The 18,851-nt window shown below is 69.1% G+C and carries 15 protein-coding genes; 10 read left to right on the forward strand and 5 right to left on the reverse strand.

Annotated features, from left to right (window positions below):
- Positions 1–15 precede the first annotated feature (15 nt).
- The 5 genes from ACFMRZ_RS32990 to ACFMRZ_RS33010 all read left to right on the forward strand — a co-directional run bounded on the left by ACFMRZ_RS32990 (position 16) and on the right by ACFMRZ_RS33010 (position 6,561).
- Positions 16–1,203 (forward strand): NAD(P)/FAD-dependent oxidoreductase, encoded by a 1,188-nt coding sequence (locus ACFMRZ_RS32990; RefSeq protein ID WP_400182125.1) that lies wholly within the window; start codon positions 16–18, stop codon positions 1,201–1,203.
- Positions 1,204–1,213: 10 nt separating this feature from the next.
- Positions 1,214–2,149, forward strand: a complete 936-nt coding sequence (locus ACFMRZ_RS32995; protein ID WP_400182127.1) for a sigma-70 family RNA polymerase sigma factor — start codon at positions 1,214–1,216, stop codon at positions 2,147–2,149.
- Positions 2,150–2,269: 120 nt separating this feature from the next.
- Complete coding sequence (locus ACFMRZ_RS33000; protein ID WP_280274555.1) at positions 2,270–2,674, forward strand: Fur family transcriptional regulator; 405 nt, start codon at positions 2,270–2,272, stop codon at positions 2,672–2,674.
- 36 nt (positions 2,675–2,710) lie between these two features.
- Positions 2,711–4,942, forward strand: a complete 2,232-nt coding sequence (gene katG, locus ACFMRZ_RS33005; RefSeq protein ID WP_400182128.1) for a catalase/peroxidase HPI — start codon at positions 2,711–2,713, stop codon at positions 4,940–4,942.
- A 113-nt stretch (positions 4,943–5,055) separates the two neighbouring features.
- Positions 5,056–6,561 (forward strand): hypothetical protein, encoded by a 1,506-nt coding sequence (locus tag ACFMRZ_RS33010; RefSeq protein WP_400182129.1) that lies wholly within the window; start codon positions 5,056–5,058, stop codon positions 6,559–6,561.
- Positions 6,562–6,593: 32 nt separating this feature from the next.
- Here ACFMRZ_RS33010 and ACFMRZ_RS33015 read toward each other — a convergent pair whose 3' ends face one another.
- Genes ACFMRZ_RS33015 through ACFMRZ_RS33025 form a run of 3 tightly spaced genes read right to left on the reverse strand, consistent with a single transcriptional unit; the run spans position 6,594 to position 7,647 of the window.
- Positions 6,594–6,857: a DUF4235 domain-containing protein gene (locus tag ACFMRZ_RS33015; RefSeq protein WP_400182130.1), complete on the reverse strand. Its 264-nt coding sequence runs from the start codon at positions 6,855–6,857 to the stop codon at positions 6,594–6,596.
- Positions 6,857–7,237: a DUF3618 domain-containing protein gene (locus ACFMRZ_RS33020; RefSeq protein ID WP_400182131.1), complete on the reverse strand. Its 381-nt coding sequence runs from the start codon at positions 7,235–7,237 to the stop codon at positions 6,857–6,859. The genes ACFMRZ_RS33015 and ACFMRZ_RS33020 overlap by 1 nt, the downstream gene beginning before the upstream one ends.
- On the reverse strand, positions 7,234–7,647 hold the full coding sequence (locus tag ACFMRZ_RS33025; protein WP_280274549.1) for a phage holin family protein: 414 nt from the start codon (positions 7,645–7,647) through the stop codon (positions 7,234–7,236). Before ACFMRZ_RS33025 ends, ACFMRZ_RS33020 begins: the two co-directional genes overlap by 4 nt.
- A 140-nt stretch (positions 7,648–7,787) precedes the next feature.
- On the opposite strand from ACFMRZ_RS33025, the gene ACFMRZ_RS33030 reads away from it, so the two are divergent.
- The 5 genes from ACFMRZ_RS33030 to ACFMRZ_RS33050 all read left to right on the forward strand — a co-directional run bounded on the left by ACFMRZ_RS33030 (position 7,788) and on the right by ACFMRZ_RS33050 (position 15,999).
- On the forward strand, positions 7,788–9,134 hold the full coding sequence (locus ACFMRZ_RS33030; protein WP_400182132.1) for a family 1 glycosylhydrolase: 1,347 nt from the start codon (positions 7,788–7,790) through the stop codon (positions 9,132–9,134).
- Between the two features lie 386 nt (positions 9,135–9,520).
- On the forward strand, positions 9,521–10,579 hold the full coding sequence (locus ACFMRZ_RS33035) for a hypothetical protein (protein ID WP_400182133.1): 1,059 nt from the start codon (positions 9,521–9,523) through the stop codon (positions 10,577–10,579).
- Between the two features lie 576 nt (positions 10,580–11,155).
- Entirely contained in the window at positions 11,156–12,637 is a 1,482-nt protein-coding gene (locus tag ACFMRZ_RS33040; protein ID WP_280369076.1) for an NAD(P)/FAD-dependent oxidoreductase, read from the forward strand.
- Positions 12,638–12,661: 24 nt separating this feature from the next.
- Positions 12,662–14,422, forward strand: coding sequence for a 3-deoxy-7-phosphoheptulonate synthase (locus tag ACFMRZ_RS33045; protein WP_400182134.1), 1,761 nt, complete (start codon positions 12,662–12,664; stop codon positions 14,420–14,422).
- A 305-nt stretch (positions 14,423–14,727) separates the two neighbouring features.
- Positions 14,728–15,999 carry a cytochrome P450 gene (locus tag ACFMRZ_RS33050; protein WP_342213861.1) on the forward strand — a complete coding sequence of 424 codons (1,272 nt, stop codon included), beginning with the start codon at positions 14,728–14,730 and terminating at the stop codon, positions 15,997–15,999.
- Positions 16,000–16,086: 87 nt separating this feature from the next.
- On the opposite strand, the gene ACFMRZ_RS33055 is transcribed toward ACFMRZ_RS33050, so the two are convergent.
- The gene (locus ACFMRZ_RS33055) at positions 16,087–17,298 is read right to left on the reverse strand and encodes a cytochrome P450 (protein ID WP_400182135.1); all 1,212 of its coding nucleotides are present in this window, start codon (positions 17,296–17,298) and stop codon (positions 16,087–16,089) included.
- A 292-nt stretch (positions 17,299–17,590) separates the two neighbouring features.
- Entirely contained in the window at positions 17,591–18,838 is a 1,248-nt protein-coding gene (locus ACFMRZ_RS33060) for a cytochrome P450 (RefSeq protein ID WP_400182136.1), read from the reverse strand.
- Positions 18,839–18,851 lie beyond the last annotated feature (13 nt).

Below are 18,851 nucleotides of genomic sequence, written 5' to 3' on the forward strand. Positions count from 1 at the left end.
AGACAGGAGCGGACCATGCATCGCATCATCGTTCTCGGGGCCGGATACGCCGGAGCCTACGTCGCGGGATATCTGGCGCGCCGGCTGCATGCCGACGACTTCGAGATCACCGTCGTCAATGCCGAGCCCGATTTCGTCGAGCGGCTGCGGCTGCATCAGCTCGCGGCGGGACAGGACCTTCGACACCGTCCGCTGGCGGATGTCTTCGCGGGCACCGGGATTCGGCTGCGGGTGGCACGGGTCACCGACCTCGACGCGGAGCGCCGGGCAGTCGTGGTCGCCGACGACGCGGGCGTCGAGCGTCTGGAGTACGACAGCCTGGTCTACGCGCTCGGCAGCACCGCCGCCGAACACGGCGTTCCCGGGGTGGACGCGCACGCCTTCCAGGTCGCCGCCCGCCCGGCCGCACTGCGCCTGCGGGCGCGGCTGGACGAGCTGGGGGAGCACGGGAAAGTCCTGGTCGTCGGCGGTAACCTGACCGCGATCGAGGCCGCCACCGAGATCGCGGAATCCCGGCCCGGCTTGCGGGTCAGTCTCGTGACGAGTGGCGAACTCGGCGGCTGGCTGGGACCGCGGGCGCGGCGTCACCTGCTGCGCGCCTTCGACCGGTTCGATATCGCGGTACACGAGCACGCCACCGTCGACCGCGTGACCGAACACGGCGTCGTCGTCGCGGACGGCACCACCTATGCCGCCGACGCGACCGTGTGGGCGGCCGGGTTCGCCGCCCATCCGATCGCCGCGGCGGGCGGGCTCGCGGTGGAACCGGACGGCCGGATCACGGTCGACCGGTGGATGCGGTCGGTCTCGCACCCGGACGTCTATGTCGCCGGCGACAGCGTGTTCGTCATCGGGGAGAACGGGCGTCCGCTACCGATGTCGTGCGCTTCGGCGGGATTCACCGGCATGCAGGCGACCTCGGCGATCATCGGCGATCTGACGGGGCGCAAGATCTCGACGACCGCGCTGGCCTACGTCGGCAACCACATCAGTCTCGGCCGCCGGGACGGGATCTTCCAGGCGGTCGACGGTGACGCGCAGTCGAAATCCTGGGCGCTGCTCGGCCGGACGGCCGCCCGCTTCAAGTCGGCGATCCTCACGACCGCCGCCTGGAGCATCAGCCGCCCGACCTACGGGATGCCGGGGCGCAAGCACCGCCTGGCACCGACGCGGGAGCGTTCGGCGAAGGCCGTCGCCGCTTAAGGTGGCGCCCATGGACACCGCCACCGTGGCGCGCTTCGAGGCCAGCCGGGACCGGCTGGCCTCGATTGCCTACCGCCTGCTCGGCTCGGCCGCCGACGCCGAGGACACGGTGCAGGACGCGTTCCTCCGCTGGCAGGCCGCCGACCGCGAGCACATCGTGACGCCGGAGGCCTGGCTGACCAAGATCGTCACGAATCTGGCGGTCGACAAGCTCCGTTCGGCCAAGGTGCGGCGCGAACGCGCTGTCGGCGCCTGGATGCCCGAACCGCTGCTCGACGGCGATCCGATGCTGGGCCCGGCCGACACCGTCGAGCAGCGCGAATCGGTCAGCCTGGCGGTGCTGCTGCTGATGGAGCGGCTGTCGCCGGTCGAAAGGGCGGTTTACGTACTGCGCGAAGCCTTTTCGTACGGTCACGCCGAGATCGCGCGGATTCTCGACATCACCGAGTCCGCGAGCCAGCAGCACGCGCATCGCGCCCGCCGCCACCTCGCCGCCGCCCGCAACACGACGCAGGTGGATCGCGCCGCCGCGCATCGGATCGCGGCGGCGTTCGTCGATGCCGCCGCCTCGGGCCGGACCGAGCGGCTGGTGGCGCTGCTGACCGCCGACGCGACCGCGGTCTCCGACGGCGCTGGGCTGAACGACAAGTTGCTGCGGTACTCGGTTCCGGAGCGGTTCGCGGCCGCGGTGCGGGCCGCGTTCAAGCCGACTCCGGCGAAGCGCCGACTGGCCGGCGGATCTCCGTCGATTCATACCGGAGTGATCAACGGTGCCCCGGCGGTCCTCGCCGTCCTCGACGATCGCGTCGTCGGCATCGCCGTCCTCGAGGTGCGCGGCGACAAGATCGCGGCCGTGTGCGGTATGGCGTCGCCCGCCCGGCTCGGCCGCCTCACCGCGCAGTGGCGACGCCACGACCACGAGGCGCCCTTGATCGAATCCTGGTAGCCGAGTCCGCGCAGCGCGGGTCCGACGCGGGAAGTTCGATCGTTCTGAATCAAATGCTTGACTCGTTCCAGAATGGGGACGACACTTCCAAAGGTGCCTACGGCCACGGAGTTCCAGGAGATGCTGCGGGGGGTTTCGCTGCGCGTGACCGCCCCGCGGATCGCGGTGCTGCGGGCGGTGCACGGGAATCCGCACACCGATACGGATTCCGTCATCCGCGCCGTGCGCGACCAGCTGTCCACGGTGTCGCACCAGGCGGTCTACGACTCGCTGCGCACGCTCACCGCGGCGGGTCTGCTGCGGTGCATTCAGCCGTCGGGGTCGGTGGCCCGGTACGAGGCGCGCGTCGGTGACAACCACCATCACGTCGTGTGCCGGTCGTGCGGGGCGATCGCCGACGTCGACTGCGCGGTCGGTGCCGCGCCCTGCCTGACCGCGTCCGACGACCGTGGTTACTCGATCGACGAAGCAGAAGTCATCTACTGGGGCCAGTGCCCCGATTGCGCGGCATCACAACGTCCTTGATTCGCAGCCCGCATCACCCATTCAGGAAGGAATGACGTGACATCAGAAAGCCGCCCGCCCGCTCCTGACACCGCGACCGGAAGCAACAGCGAGAGCGAGAACCCGGCGATCCCGTCCCCGACCGCCAAGACCGACCACCGCCCCCACACCAACAAGGACTGGTGGCCGGAGCAGATCGACGTCTCGGTGCTGCACGCCCACTCGTCCAAGTCGAACCCGCTGGGCGCGGACTTCGACTACGCGAAGGAATTCGCGAAGCTCGACGTCGAGGCGCTCAAGGCCGATGTCGCGGCGGTCCTCACCGATTCGCAGGATTGGTGGCCGGCCGACTACGGCAACTACGGCGGCCTGTTCATCCGGATGAGCTGGCACGCGGCGGGCACCTACCGCATCGCCGACGGGCGCGGTGGCGGTGGCCAGGGCGCGCAGCGTTTCGCGCCGCTGAACAGCTGGCCCGACAACGCCAACCTGGACAAGGCCCGCCGCCTGCTGTGGCCGGTCAAGCAGAAGTACGGCACCAGCATCTCCTGGGCCGACCTGCTGGTGTTCGCCGGCAACGTGGCCCTCGAGTCGATGGGCTTCCAGACCTTCGGTTTCGGTTTCGGCCGACCCGACATCTGGGAACCTGAAGAGATCTTCTGGGGCCCGGAGGACACCTGGCTCGGCGACGAGCGCTACAGCGGTGACCGCGAACTGTCGGGCCCGCTCGGCGCGGTCCAGATGGGTCTGATCTACGTGAACCCGGAGGGTCCGAACGGTCGTCCGGACCCGGTGGCCGCGGCGCGTGACATCCGGGAGACCTTCGGCCGTATGGCGATGAACGACGAGGAGACCGCGGCGCTGATCGTCGGCGGGCACAGCTTCGGCAAGACCCACGGCGCGGGCGACGCCGACCTGGTGGGCGCCGAACCCGAGGGCGCCCCGATCGAGCAGCAGGGTCTGGGCTGGAAGAGCAGCTACGGGTCGGGCAAGGGTCGCGACGCCATCACCAGCGGCCTCGAGGTCGTGTGGACCTCCACCCCGACCAAGTGGGGCAACGGTTTCCTGCAAAACCTGTACGGCTACGAGTGGGAGCTGACCAAGAGCCCGGCCGGGGCCTGGCAGTGGCAGCCCAAGGACGGCGCGGGCGCGGGCACCATCCCTGACCCGTTCGACGGCCCCGCGCGGACGCCCACCATGCTGACCACCGACCTGGCCCTGCGCGAGGACCCGATCTACCGGGAGATCACCAGCCGCTGGCTGGAGCACCCGGAGGAGCTGTCCGAGGCGTTCGCGAAGGCGTGGTACAAGCTGCTGCACCGCGATATGGGACCGGTCAGCCGCTACCTGGGTCCGTGGGTTCCCGAGCCGCAGCTGTGGCAGGACCCGGTGCCCGCCGTCGAGCACACGCTGATCGACGAGCAGGACATCGCGGCGCTGAAGAGCAAGGTCCTCGAATCGGGCCTGTCGGTACCGCAGCTGGTGAAGACGGCGTGGGCGTCGGCGGCCAGCTTCCGCAGCACCGACAAGCGCGGCGGCGCCAACGGTGCCCGGATCCGGCTCGAGCCCCAGAAGAACTGGGAGGTCAACGAGCCGGCCGAACTGGCGAAGGTGCTGCCCGTGCTGGAGCAGATCCAGCAGGAGTTCAACGACTCGGCCGCCGGGGGCAAGCAGGTCTCACTGGCCGACCTGATCATCCTCGCCGGATCGGCGGCGATCGAGAAGGCGGCCAAGGACGCGGGCCAGGACATCACGGTGCCGTTCGCGCCGGGACGCACGGACGCGACGCAGGAGGACACCGATGTGGAGTCGTTCGCGGTGCTCGAACCGCGGGCCGACGGCTTCCGCAACTATGTGCGCGCCGGTGAGAAGGCTCCGCTGGAACGTCTGCTGCTCGACCGGGCGTACATGCTCGACGTCACCGCGCCGGAGCTGACGGTGCTGATCGGCGGGCTGCGCGCGCTCGGCGCCAACTTCGGCGGCAGCGCGCACGGCGTCTTCACCGAGCGGCCGGGCACTCTGACCACCGATTTCTTCGTCAACCTGCTCGATCAGAACACCGAGTGGAAGGCGTCGGAGTCGGCCGAGAACGTCTACGAGGGCTTCGACCGCCGCTCCGGCGCGGCGAAGTGGACCGCTACCGCCAACGATCTCGTCTTCGGCTCGCACTCGGTGCTGCGCGCGGTGGCCGAGGTGTACGCCCAGCAGGGCGCCGAACAGCGGTTCGTGAACGATTTCGTCGCCGCCTGGGTCAAGGTGGCGAACAACGATCGGTTCGACCTCCGCTGATTCCGTAGGCGACGCCGGGCTGTCCCACGGGACGGCCCGGCGTCGCTGTCGGATCAATAAGAGGATGTGCTATCCAAATCCCTTGTCTCCGAGGTGAGTTCGGGGGGCACGGGGTGAGTATCGAGATACCCCACGAAGTGGCGACGTTCCTGAACCTGCTGGGCGTGCCGTACCCGGATATCGATGAGGACCAGGTGCGCGAGCTGGCCCGGCAGGTGCGGTCGTTCGCGGCGAACGTCGCGCAGACGCACGAGGCGGCGACCGGTGCCGTGCGCGACATGGGCGCGGTGTATTCCGGCTACTCGTATGAGCAGTTGGCGGCGTCGTGGGCGCGGATGAGCGCCGACCACATGGCGGGGCTGGACCGGGCGTGTGCGGTGGTCGCGCGGGCGTTGGAGGTCGCCGCCGAGGTGATCGCCGTGGTCAAGGCCGCGGTGCTGGCGGAGTTGGCGGGGCTGGCCGCCGGGTACCTGTCGTTGCTCGCGGCGTCGGCGGCCACGATGGGGGTGTCGGCGGCGCTGACCACGGCGGTGCGGGCGGCCGCGAGCCGGCTGCTCACCGCGATGGAGCAGATGCTGATCGCGTATGTGGCGGCCGAGGTGATCGGAAAGGCGATCGAGCCGCTCGAGGACCTCGTGGGGCGGATGGTGAACGGGGTGATCTACGAGGCGGCGGAGAAGGCGCTCGGGGTACCGCCGTCGTCGAGTGCGCCCCTGCACATCGAACCCGACGAGGTGATGCGGTACGCGGACCTGATGGACGAGTATGCCGACGACATTCTCCGGCATGCCGTGCGGTTCGCGGACAATGTCGCGGCGCTGAATTTCGGGGGTTCGGCCGGGTCGGAGTGGGCGGCGTCTTCCGGGCCCGGCGGTGCGCCGACCGAGGCGGTGGATCGTGGCGTACCTTCGCCGGTCGACCCGAAAGGCACTGCGGGCGAGAGGGATTCGGACCACAGCAGTGCCGCCGAGCGGACGGCTCGGCCGGGGGCGCACGAACCGGCCGGTGGACCGGAGGGTGGTGAGCGGCCGGGTGGCGCTGCTGCCGATGGGAAGCCCTCGGTCGACGGCTCGGGCTCGCGACGTGGGGAAGTAGCTACGGACGGCGAGGTCGCTACGGACGGCGGGGTTGCGGCGCGAATGCCTTCGACGGAAGTACCGTATGCTTCAAAAAGCATAGCCGCGCAACAAGTTTCATTTACACCTGCACAGCAGGATCCGTTGCCGGAGTCGGCGGATGTCGTGCCGAGGAGTGATCGGCGGCCGGTAGCGGGCCACGATTCTTCCCCACCGGGCGCGGCGCAGTCCGGTGGTCACGGGGGTGCGCAGGCCGCGGCGAACAGGTCTCAGTCCTCGACACCCTGGGAACGGCCGAAGGCGGGCGGGCGGCAAACCGCTCGGAAGCCGCGCCGCCCGACGGGCGGCCGAACGGGGAATCGTGCGCAGGAATCTCGCGATACCCCACGGACGCCGTGGTCGGAGAAGACCCACGCCCCTCCGCCGTCTCCCAAGGCGTTCGCTCCGGAGTCGACCGACGCCGCCGCACCATCGAAATCACCTGAAAGACAAGCTGATCCCGCGCCCACCACGGCACCGACGCGCCACGACCCGCGGCCCTGAGCGCGCTGCGGTGACGCCGCCTGCCGTGCCGCTCAGTCGGCGCCGGGCCAGGTACCGGTGACCTTTCGGAAACCGGTGGCGCCGCCGCGGTCGATGACGGCTCGGACGGTGGCGAACACCGCGCCCTGCAGGGCGGCGGCGGCCACGATCTCGCCCCAGGTACGGTCGCGGTCGGTGGCGGCGGGCGCGTCGTCCTCACCGGTCAGCAGCTTCCAGGTGTGTGCGAACACGGCGGACGCGGCCAATCCGCCCAAGACGCCGACGAGCATGCCCAGCGGTTTGTAGAGCAGTTTCATCACGACCGCCGATCCTTGCGGTTGCGGCGGCGCACAAGCCGCCACGTCACCAGGACCGCGGCGGCTGCGGCGGCCGCGGCGGCGGGGAGCGGACGACGGCGGACTGCCGCGCCCGCCTGGTCCGCGCGCGCCTCCGTCGTGGCGATCGCCCGGCCGGCGGCGTCCTCGGCCCGCGCGGACAACTCGCTCGCCTTCGCCTGCGCGGTGGTGGAGGCGTCGTGAATTTTCTCCTTGGCGCGGGCGGGGACATCGGCCTTGTGCGCCAGCGCGTCGACCGTCTCGCCGAGTTCTGCGCGCGTCCGCTCGATATCGCGTCTGATGGCGTCCGGTTCGGTCGGCGCCGCCGCCTCGGCGTCGGTGTCACGGTGTGATCCGGTCATCGGCGCAGTCCCTCCTTCACGGTCTCGATATCGGTCTGCACGCCGCTCACCGCCTCCTGCGGTACCGGCGGGGTCGCGGCGCGTACCTGCTTGCTCCCGATCAGCGCTGCCACTCCCGCGATCAGCAGGAGCACCGCGCCGACGAGCAGCGCCGACAGCCACCCGGCGAGCGCCGTGGCCAGCGCCAGCACGACGCAGGCCACCAGCGCCGCACCGCCGTAGAACGCCAGCACGGCCGCCACGCCGAACAGGCCCGCCCCGATCCCGGTCCGTTTGCCCTTCTGCTGCAGTTCGGCGACCGCGAGCCGCATCTCGTCGCGGACCAGGCGGGACAATTGCTCGGAGGCGTCGCCGACCAGCTCGCCCACCGGGCGCTCCCGGGCCGGCGCCGCCCTGATTTCGTCTACCACCAGGGACTCCTTTCCTCGCTGAGGCGTGTCGTTGTTTCGGCTACCCGGTCGGGCGGCGGTCAATCGCGGAAGTCTTTGCGGCTGTATCGACTAGCCGCGATCTCCGGCGTCGACCCCTCGGCGCCCGTTACGCTGAGTCGATGCGATCTCGGTTTCAACGATGTGTCCTGGCCGCGTTCGTCGTCGTCGCGTCGACTCTGCTGCTCGGTACGCAGTCCCTGGCCGCCCCGCCGTTGCGGTCGGCCGCCCTGGCACCACTCGACTCGGAATTCCTCTGGGGGGTGGCGAGTTCCGGATTCCAGTCCGAAGGCCGTGCGCCGGACAGTAATTGGACGCGCTACATCGCCAAGAACACGAGCTTCGAGCCACTACAGGACTCGGTCGATTTCACCGAGCGGTACGCCTCGGATATTCGCCTGGCCGCCGACATGGGTGTGCGGGTGTTCCGGGTGGGAATCGAATGGGCGCGGTTGCAGCCCGAGCCCGGGGTCTGGGACGAGAACGCCTTCCGTTTCTACGACGACGTCGTCGCGAACATCGTGGCGGCCGGGATGCGGCCGATGATCACCCTGGACCACTGGGTGTACCCCGGCTGGGCGGTGGACCGCGGCGGCTGGCGCGGCGCGGGCATGGTCGGCGACTGGCTGGCCAATATGCGCGCGGTCGTCGACCGGTACGCCTCGCGAAATCCGTTGTGGGTCACCGTGAACGAACCCGCTGCCTACATTCAGCACGAGATCCGCGGCGGCGCCGCCGACGCGGGGAGCATGCAGGATCGAATCGTGCAGGCGCACAACGACATCTACGACTACATCCACCAGGTGCAGCCCGGCGCGCAGGTGACCGCCAACGTCGGATATGTCGCCGGTTCCGAGGATCAGGTCAACGGCGCGTTCGCCGACCGGGTCGGGGCCCGGCTCGACTTCGTGGGCGTGGACTACTATTTCGGCTTCGATCCGGCGCAGTCGCTGCTCGGCGCCATCTCCCGGGCCAGCGGTTCGGCCATCCCGACCCTGCCGGGGCCGCGCATCTGGGAGATGCCGCTGCGCACGGAGGGTATTTACTATGCGCTGCAACACTATTCGAAGCGCTTTCCGGGCAAGCCGCTCTACATCGTGGAGAACGGCATGCCCACCGAGAACGGCCTGCCCCGCGCCGACGGCTATACCCGCAGTGATCATCTGCGCGACACCGTGTACTGGCTCCAGCGCGCCAAGGCCGACGGCATGAACGTCATCGGCTACAACTACTGGAGCCTCACCGACAACTACGAATGGGGCAGCTACACACCACGTTTCGGCCTCTACACGGTCGACGTGCGCACCGATCCCGCCCTCACCCGCCGCCCGACCGACGCCGTGGGCGCCTATTCGCAGATCGTCGCCGCGGGCGGCGTCCCCGCCGGGTACCGCCCCTCGCACGCCCCGTCGCTGTGCATCTTCGTCGACCCACCGGCCAGCTGCCTCACCCCGCTGGCGGCGGGCTGACACTCCGGGGCCGGGGTTCCGCGGCGGCCGCGCGCCGCCGCGGAACCGTTTGCCGGAGGCGCCGAGGGGGGTTGCCGGATGCGGCGGCCGGGCCGGGCGCGTTCGGACGATGTTCTCGCCCGGTTCGCGGGGCGTCGTGAAAGCTGTTGCCCGCTAATGCTATTGGGAGGCCGTCCAGAACCCTCCCGAGCTGCTGCGATGCGTTCGTCTCTCACGAACGGGAGTAGCGGGGCGGTATGCCCGGGTACCCTGGAAAGGCTGACGAACGACGTGGCCGGGCCGGTGCCCGGCTCGAGCTACGGATGGCAGGGCCCCGCATGAACAGCACAGAAGAGCCGCATCAGGCCAGGTACGCACACTTTGTCGGGTCTCTTCCGGGGGAGTTGATGACGGGGGACAGAGCCGTTCTGCGATGGTTCGCCGACCACACCGCGGGCACCCCGGTGACGGGCCTGCCCTGCGATCTGGACCCCGACTGGATTCTCGAATACCTGCAGACCCGCGGCAAGCACGATGTCTTCGAGATCGTCGCTGCCGGTGACTACACCGACTACAGCACTTTCCCCAGCTACGGCGTGCGACAGGGCCGTCGGCTGGAGCCCGAGCACGTGGCCATGGAGCGGGTCGAGCGGATCGGCGACGTCGTCTCGGCGTGGCAGGCGCTGCAGGGCGAGCGCCCGGAGCTGGCCGGGGTGAAAGTGCAGATCAGCCAACCGAATCCGCTGGATCTGGCGATGTTCGTCTTCGCCGGTGCGGCCGTCTCGGCCGGGCTGCCGGTCGGAAAGGCGCTGCGGCACAGCGGTGTCGTGGTCGCCGCGTTACGGCATCTGCCGGTGTTCACCGAGGCGGTGCTGGGCGAGATGTCCGAGGTCCAGCAGCGCTACGGCGACAGCGTCGTCTGGCAGGTGGAGTCGCCTTTCGCGTTGCTCAGCATGGTCAAAGCCCAGCAGTTGCGGTCCCAGTGGGCGGTGGCGCCCCTCGTCGCCGGGCAGCTCGCCGGATTTCTCGAGCGGATGGCGGCGATCGGGGCGGACCGGATCGTCCATCTCTGCTACGGCGACTATGGGCACAAGAGCCTGCTGTCGCCCCGCGATCTCGCCCCGGCGGTCACACTCCTCAACCACACCGCGCGACGGCTCCACCAGGCCGGGCTCCCGCTACCGCCGGCGCACGTGCCCTGCGCGTTCGGCGCCGAGCCGGCACCGCTCGACCCGGAGTTCTATGCGCCACTGCGCCGACTCGATCCGGGCTGGCGGGTGATCGCCGGAGTGGCGTCGTCGGAACCGGGCGACGAAAGCGCCCGCGCCCGTGACCTGTTCGAGGCGGCGGCGGGCCGCGCGGCCTACGGCGTCGCGACCGCCTGTGGCCTCGGCCGCTGCTCGGTGGCCGAGGCGGAACAGGCCGCCGCCACGACGGTCGCCGTCGCCGCTGGTCCACGCGGGTAGACAGACCGACACCGAAGTATCGACGAATCGCCCGGGGGCGGAGCCTGTCCTCTGGATTCGCAATAGTGCGAACACAGGGTTTCGACCGATTTGCCCGCAACGCCCCCGTGCGGTCGTCGATGGCTTTACCCTGGATCAAGGCCGCCAAACCAATTCTTTACGAGGAAGAGCGGGTGATGACGAGACGAGATGATCGTTGCCGCTTCCGGCCAGGCCTTCCGTCCCTCCGGTGACGTTCCCGGCGAAGCGTACGGCTCGGTAGACACCTTCCGGGTTTCCCGATTCCTTCGGCATCAATATCCGACATGCCGTGGGCGACAGCGCGGCAGGCCGCGCCCTCTGTGGGTACCCGCTACCTTTCAGCACCCTTCCGAGTGGTGCTGGTGATCGCCGAGAAATGTTCTTGCACTTGAGCTTTCAATGATCGTTTCCTACAATAACTATTGCGCCACGTCTTCTAGTTATCCAGCGGCAATGCTTGTTTCGGGTTGCTGGCCAGCCTGGAGCCCGGAGCGGGTCCGGTCGCCGGTGCGGACGCGCGCATTCTTGTTGTCGGCAGTTTCCAGGGAGTTTGCTATGGGGAACAATCCGCACGTCCTAGTAGTAGGTGGAGGCCCTGCCGGGTCGACCACCGCAGCCCTGCTCGCACGCTCGGGCATTCGAGTAACACTCCTGGAAAAGGACCAATTTCCGAGGTACCACATCGGGGAATCGCTGCTGGCTTCCTGCCTGTCGACGTTGCGCCTGTCCGGCGCGTACGACGAGGTTGCCGCCCACGGATTCCAGGTGAAGCGCGGTGGATATTTCCAATGGAAGGACGACACCTGGTTGCTGGACTGGTCCAAGCTCGTCGACGCGGAGGCCTGGTCGTGGCAGGTCGATCGCGCGGAATTCGACAACATCCTGCTGCGCAACGCCGCCAAGCAGGGCGCCGAGGTGATCGAGCGGGCCACGGTGCAGAACGTGGTATTCGACGAGGACCGTCCGACCGCGGTCGAATGGACCCTCGCCGGTGACGACGAGGTCCGCACCACCACCTTCGACTTCCTCGTCGACGCCTCCGGCCGGGCCGGTCTGCTCTCCCGTCGGTACTTCGATATGCGCAAGCAGCACAACGCTTTTCGCAATATCGCCGTCTGGTCCTACTGGGAGGGCGCACAGCTGCACCCCGACAGCCCCGAGGGCGCGATCAACGTGGTCTCGACCGACGAGGGCGGCTGGTTCTGGCACATCCCGCTGGCCGGTGGTCGCTACAGCGTCGGCTACGTGGTCGCCACCACGGTCGCCGGCGCGCGGGTGCGCGAACTCGGCTCGCGGGAGGCGTTCTATCACGACTCCATCCGCAAGAACCCGAAGCTGGCGGTGATGCTCGAGGGCGCGCGGCAGGTCACCGACGTGCGCGCCGAGCAGGACTATTCCTATGTGTCCGACCGGTTCTGCGGGCCGGGTTACGCCATCGTCGGCGACTCGGCGTGCTTCCTGGACCCGTTGTTGTCGACCGGTGTGCACCTCGCGACGTACGGCGGGCTGTGCGCCGCGGCATCGATCGCCACCGCGCTGCGCGGCGAGATGCCCGAGGCCGAGGCCTTGGCGTTCTTCGATTACACCTATCGCCGCGCCTACGAGCGCTTCCTGGTACTGGTGTCGCGCATGTACGAGCAGTACATCGGCGCCAACGAGTACTTCTCGCACGCCAGCACGCTGACCGACGTGAAAGCCGGTGACACACCGGAGGAATCGTTCACCCGGATCATGGCCGGGCTGACCGACGTGAGCGAGTCGGCGGGCGAGCAGAAGCGTATCGAGACCGACACCATCGTCGCCGAGGCCGAGCACGTCAACGAGGAGGGCGTGAACATCAAATACATGGGGCATCTGGACATGTCCCCGGTATGGAACATCTGGCGTGACCCGCTGGGCGCGGACACCGTGATGGGTGATGTGCGCATCACGACGGCACCGGTCCTGGGCCTCACCAGCCGGCCGCGCACCGCCGCGGAAATGGAGGGCGTCGTCCGGCCGTTCATCCCACCGAAGCGCGACGCCGAGGCGCTGTAGCGGTCTTCGGACACGGATGTTGTCGTGACGATTATTCACTCCGTCCCCGAATCGCCCGGCGATCAGTCGCCCGGCGATTCGGGGGCGCGGTCCCCCAGAAGCGAAATCGCGCAATTCGCGCATCCACTCACCAGGATGCTGCTCGCCAGTGACGGCTTCACGATGCCGGTCCTGGAGGCGATCCTGCGTACCGAACTCCAGGTGCGGGTGCTGCGACAGGACGACGTCGCGGCCGCGCGGATCCCGGCCGCGGTCACCGATGCCCTGCAGGTGTCGGATACCGACCGGGTCATCGTCCGCCGCTCGTGCCTGATCGATCCCGACATGGTGACCGTGTCGGTCAACCACGTCGTCACCGTCAGCGGTCCGGCCGCGGCGTGCGGGGTGGACGACGTGCATATGCCGATCGGGTACACCCTGGTGTCGCGCGGCGTGCCGCAGCGGCGACAGGTGCTGCGCGCGGGCGTGGCGCGGTGGCCCGACGGCCGCCTGTGCGCCGCGAAGGCGTACATCATCGTGCTCGGCGATCGGCCGCTGTGCTACATCCGGGAATCGTTCAACCCCGACGTGATTCCGCCGGACTGCGCCGAGATCGCTGCCGACGGTGATCTGCCCTGGTTCGACGAACCCGATACCCCCGAACCGGACGCGGCCGACCCGGCGACGGCGCTGTGGGAGTCGGCGGTCCCGCAGGACGAGACGCTGCCCGGCAGCGACGAGCGGCTGCGGGCGCTGCCTCCGCTGGTCGACCCGAGCGATTGCGAGGCGCTGCTCGGCGACCTGGCCGCGGCCACCCGCGGCCGGGCCTTCTTGCTGCACCTCGGCGACAGCGACGACGCGCCACTGGCCTGTGACACCCGTTCGCTCGCCGCCCGGCGCGCGCTCATCCACGCCGCCACCGCCGTGCTCACCCACGGGCTGGGCGCGGAGGTGCGGGTCGTGCCCGTCAGTCACCTGACCGGCAGCCTCGGCACGGTCGCGGAGACGCCGGATCCGCTGCTGCAGACCTACTTTCACGCCGCGGCCGCCGTCAACTACTGGCACACCCGGCACGCGCCGGTCGGGCTGAGCGGAGACCTGCTGCGCCATGCCGCCGACCGGTCCACCGATCTGGTGGCGCGCGATGTGTTCCGCGAGGTCGCCGGGCTGCTGCCGCTGGCCGCGGCCGCGCCGACGGCCGCGCGTGAGCTGTTCAGTTCCATGACGCGGCTGCGGATCTCGCACGAGGCGCCCACGCTGCGGTACGCGGCCGCGCTCACCCGTCACGGTCCCGACTGGTGGGATTGTTCGACGCAATTGGTGTGGATCGGCGAGCGCGCTCGAAATGCCCAGGCGCACATCAGGTTCGCCGCTCGGGTGCGCAACGCGGTGGCCGTGCCGGTGGGGCCGCGGACCACGCCCCGCGAGGTCGAGCGGTTGTGCCTGGAGCTGAATCCGGGCAAACGCGCGGGCCGGCTCACGCTGGTGGCGCGGCTGGGCGCCGAACCGATCGGCGACTGGTTGCCGGGGTTGCTCGAGGCGGCCGCCGCGCGGGAGACCCCGGTGTGCTGGATGGGCGATCCGATGCGGGCCAGCGGGCGAACGCGCAACGGCAACAGCGGCTCTCGCGTCGGCGAGGTGAGCGCCGCGATCGCGGAGTTTCTCCGCGTTTGCCGGGCGGTCGGTACGGTTCCCGGCGGACTGCATCTCGAATGTGCGTCCGGCGCCGCGGAATTCGACGGATGGGGCGAAACGCACATTCTGCGGAGCGTGATGGCCGCGCTGGCCGAGCTGCGAGCAACCTGACCAGGGCGCGGCGGGTTCTGGGCCGCGGTGTGCTGGGTTGGTGCGCAGCTACATCCGCGCGTCGATGGTGAGTTCGGGCCAGCTCTGGGATGATGCTGCCGCACGCGGTGGCGATCGTTGCTATGTTGCTACCCGTGGGCGAGTCGCCAGGTTTCCGGTCGACGGGTCATGGAGGCTGCAGTTTCGACCCCTCAGCGACCCGGCGCGCCGCGGTATTCGCTCGCGGCACGCGGCCGGTATTACGTGTTTTACGTGCCCGCGCTCACTGATCGCTTACCTCAGTTCGCTTGTCTGGAGTCACGTCTTTGACCACACCACAGCCCCCCTCCTACACCACCGCGACCGGAATGTGCCCCGTCCAGCACGCGGCCTCCGGTGACATCGACGACGGGGTACCCATGTACACCCAGGAGTTCGTCGACGACCCGCACGGCGCCTACCGCAACTGGCGTGAGCGGTACGGCTCCCTGGTACCGGTCATGCTCGCGCCCGGTGTGCCGGCCACCCTGGTGATCGGATACGCCACCGCCGTGCGGATCCTCAACGATCCGGAGCATTTCCCCACCGACCCCCGCACCTGGCAGGACACCATCCCCGCGGATTCGCCGGTCCGCCCGATGATGGCCTACCTGCCTGCCGCGCGATACAACAGCGGCCCCGCGCACGAACGGTACCGGCGGCCCTCGGTCGCCGCCATCAACAACATCAACCTGCACGTCGTGCCCGCCACGGTCGAGCGGCTGGCCCGGCCGCTGATCAACAACTTCTGTGGCAACGGTTACGCGGATCTGGTGACGCAGTACGCGTTTCCGCTCGTGCTCGACGTGATCAACGATATGGTCGGCTGCCCGCCCGACATCGGGACCCGGGTGGCCCAGGGCATGGCCGAGCGGTTCGAGGGCCGTCCCGAGGGCATGCAGACGCTGAAGCGGGCGCTGATGGAACTCATCCAGCTCAAGCGCGAATACGGCGGCAACGACGTCACCTCCGTGCTGGCCGACCCGCAGTACGACCTCAACGACGACGAGGTCTTCGCGCAGCTGATGAGCTTCTACGGCGCGGGATTCGAGGCGCAGCGCAATCTGATCACCAACGCGCTGCGGCTGATGATGACCGACGACCGGTTCCAGAGCCAGAACGTGCTCGGGCGGAACCTGTCGACCGTGGACGCGATCGACGAGGTGCTGTTCAACGACCCGCCGATGGCGAACTTCTGCACCACCTACCCGCGGCAGCCGATCATGGTCGACGGGGTCTGGCTGCCCGCGCACAAGCCGGTGGTGATCAGCCTGGCCGCCTGCAACAACGACCCGGAGATCCGCGGTACCGAGCTGGGCGAGAGCAGCATCGGCAATCGCTCGCACCTCGCGTGGAGCGCCGGCCCGCACCGCTGCCCGGCGCAGGACGTGGCCCGGCTGACCGTGCAGCCCGGTATCGATCAGCTCTTCGACGCCATCCCGGACATGCAGATGGCCAGGGCCGAACAGGATTTGGTGTGGCGGCCCGGGCCGTTCCACCGCGCCCTGGTGGACCTGCCGGTCACCTTCTCGCCGTCGCCACCGCTGCCCGCCATGTAGGCCGGACGCCGGAACCCGAGCGCGGCCCGCGCCGACCACCGCCGTCGCGGCCGTGGGAAAAGCGCGGGCCGCGGGCGGCCGGTGTCCTCAGACCAGGTTGAAGGGTGCGGATTTCGGGAACGCCACCGGCAGCGACACCAGCGCGCGGTGGAACGGGCCCGGCCGCCACGTCAGCTCCTCGACCGGCACGGCGAGGCGGATGTCGGGCAGGGCGTCGAGCAGCTGGTCGATCGCGTCCTGCGCGATCAGGTATGCCACCGAGCGGGCGGGGCAGGCGTGCGGGCCGGCGCTCCACGCGAGGTGTGACCGGTTGCCGGTGCGGTCGCCACCGGAGACGGACGGGTCGGCGCCGACGGCGGCCATGCTGATCACGACCGGTTGGTTCGCCGGCAGCCAGACGTCGTTGATGAGAATCGGCTGTCGCGGGTAGCTGACGCAGTAGTTCGCCAGCGGCGGATCGGTGAACAGCACCTCGTCGAGCGCGTCGCGGGTGGACAGGCTGCCGCCCACCAGATCCCCGCCGAGGCGGTCGTTGGTCAGCATGATGCGCAGCGTGTTCGCGATCAGATGGACACCCGGCTCGACACCGGCCGCGTAGAGCGTGACCAGTTGATGCACCATCTCCGCATCGTCCAGCCCGGCGGGATGGCCGATCAGCCTGCTGGTGATGTCGTTTCCGGGATGTGCGCGCTTGTACGCGATATGTTCCTGCAGGGCCTCGAGCAGCATCCGGTTACCGGCCTCGGCGTCGCCCTGGGCATCGAACATCATCGCGCTGCCGGTGGCGACCCGTTCGCCGATTTCGGCGGTGCAGCCCAGCATGTGATCGAGCGTGCTGCGGACCAGCGTGTAGATGTACTGGTCGAGCAGATCGGCGTAACCCTCTTCGCAGAACGTGTTGATCAGTCCGATTGCGATCCGCTCGACCACCGTGTGCATGGTGTTCAGGTCGATGCTGTCGATAGCGGTGGTATTGGCCTCCCGATAGCGGTCGTGCTCGCGCCCGTCGGTGCGCAGGGCGTTCGGGCGCCACTCGAGCATCGGCAGCAGCGGGCAGTTCTCCGGGACGGACTGTTGCCATGCCCGGGGATCGGCCGGGAAATGGGCCGGATCGTTGAGGATCTCCAGCGCGGCGCGGTAGCCGATCACCAAGGTGGCCGGCACGCCGGGCGCGAGCATGACGGGCACCAGCGAACCGTGCTGGCGGCGCATCTCCCGGTAGGCGGGATGGGGGTCGGCGGCGAATTCGGGTGTGTACATCGAGAATCGCTGCCCCTCGATGAACAGCGGCGAGTCCATGAAGGCGCCTGGTGGACGAGAACCGGTCACAGATGATCTCCAAACGGTAGACAAGACGTAATACGGGCATCGGCGCCCTCCCAGCCGACGACCGGGATGCGTCCGGCACTCGCGGTGAAAAACCCATGATGAGTCAAACTCGTTGCCCCTGAGAACAATTCGGGCAACAGCCCTACATCGTAGCTACCCTCGGAGCATCCCGCAGGCTATTCGGAAATCGGCGGCGATGACCGGCCGGTCCGGACGCCGCCGGAAACGTGGCGACCGGACCGTTCGAAAGGTGATGCGAGGGTCAGGAGGTCAGTAGCACCGGCAGTCGTTTGTGGCCGTTGGAGATGAAACTCGCCACGGTTCCCAGTTCCGACCGGTCGGCCGCCAGGCGCATGCCGGGGAAGCGGCGGAATATCGCGGGCAGCGCCACCTCGGCCTCCATCCGGGCCAGCGGCGCGCCCAGGCAGAGGTGGGCGCCGTATCCGAAGGCCATGTGCGCCTTGTTGATTCGCGTCACGTCGAATTGGTCGGCGGTGTCGCCGTGCACCTTCGGGTCGCGATTGGCCGCGGCGTAGGACGCGAGGATCGGTTCGCCGCGGCCGATGTGGACGATGCCGTCGGCGGTCTCGATATCAATGTCCTCGACGGCGTACCGCAGCGGCAGATGCGCGACCGGCGCCTCGTATCGCAGCACCTCCTCGACCAGATCGTTCTTCCAGTCGACCGCACCGGAATTCAGCTGCGCCAGCTGGTCGGGCCGGGTCAGCAAGAGGAAGATCGCCTGATCCAGCAAATTCACAGTGGTCTCGTGGCCGGCGCTGATCACCAGCAGCAGCGTGTCGACCAGTTCCTGCTCGGTCAGCGCCGAGCCGTCCTCCTCGCTGCGGTGCGCGATGAGCACGCTGGTCATGTCGTCGCCGGGGGTGCCGCGGCGGTATTCGACCAGTTCGCGCAGGATGCGCTGCATCTCGGCGAAATTGGCCTGGGCCTGCTCGGCGGTCAGCGAGGTGTCGAAGATGCCGTCGACGCAGGTGCGCAGGCCGGGATTCAGCGACTCCGGTACCCCCATCAGCTCCGAGATGACCCGGATGGGCAGCGGGTAGGCGAACTCCTCGCGCAGGTCGACCGCCTCGCCGGGAGGCGTCTGCGCGAGCCGATCCAGCAGGTCCTGGGTGATCGCCTCGATGCGCGGGCGCATGGCGTCGGTGCGCCGCTGGGTGAACGCGGGCTGGACCAGCCGGCGCAGGCGGGTGTGGTCCGAGCCGTAGGCGGTGAACATGTTGGTCACCGCCACCCAGGTGAACAGGCCCCAGGCCGGGGTGATCCGGCCGTCCTGGAAGGCGGGCCAGTGCTGCCGTGGGTCCTTGGATACGCGCTTGTCGCGCAGCAGGTCCCGGAGGATGGCCTGGTCGGTCACGGACCAGGCGCGCACCCCGTCGTGTAGCGCGACCGCGGTGACGGGACCCTGCGCGCGGATGCGGGCGGACTCGCCTTGAATGTCCAGTCCGTCGGGATTCAGGACGATCGGGTGCGACACAGACTCCAACATCGGGAAGCCTTAC

This window comes from Nocardia sp. N2S4-5, assembly GCF_044628355.1.
Taxonomy (GTDB): domain Bacteria; phylum Actinomycetota; class Actinomycetes; order Mycobacteriales; family Mycobacteriaceae; genus Nocardia; species Nocardia wallacei_B.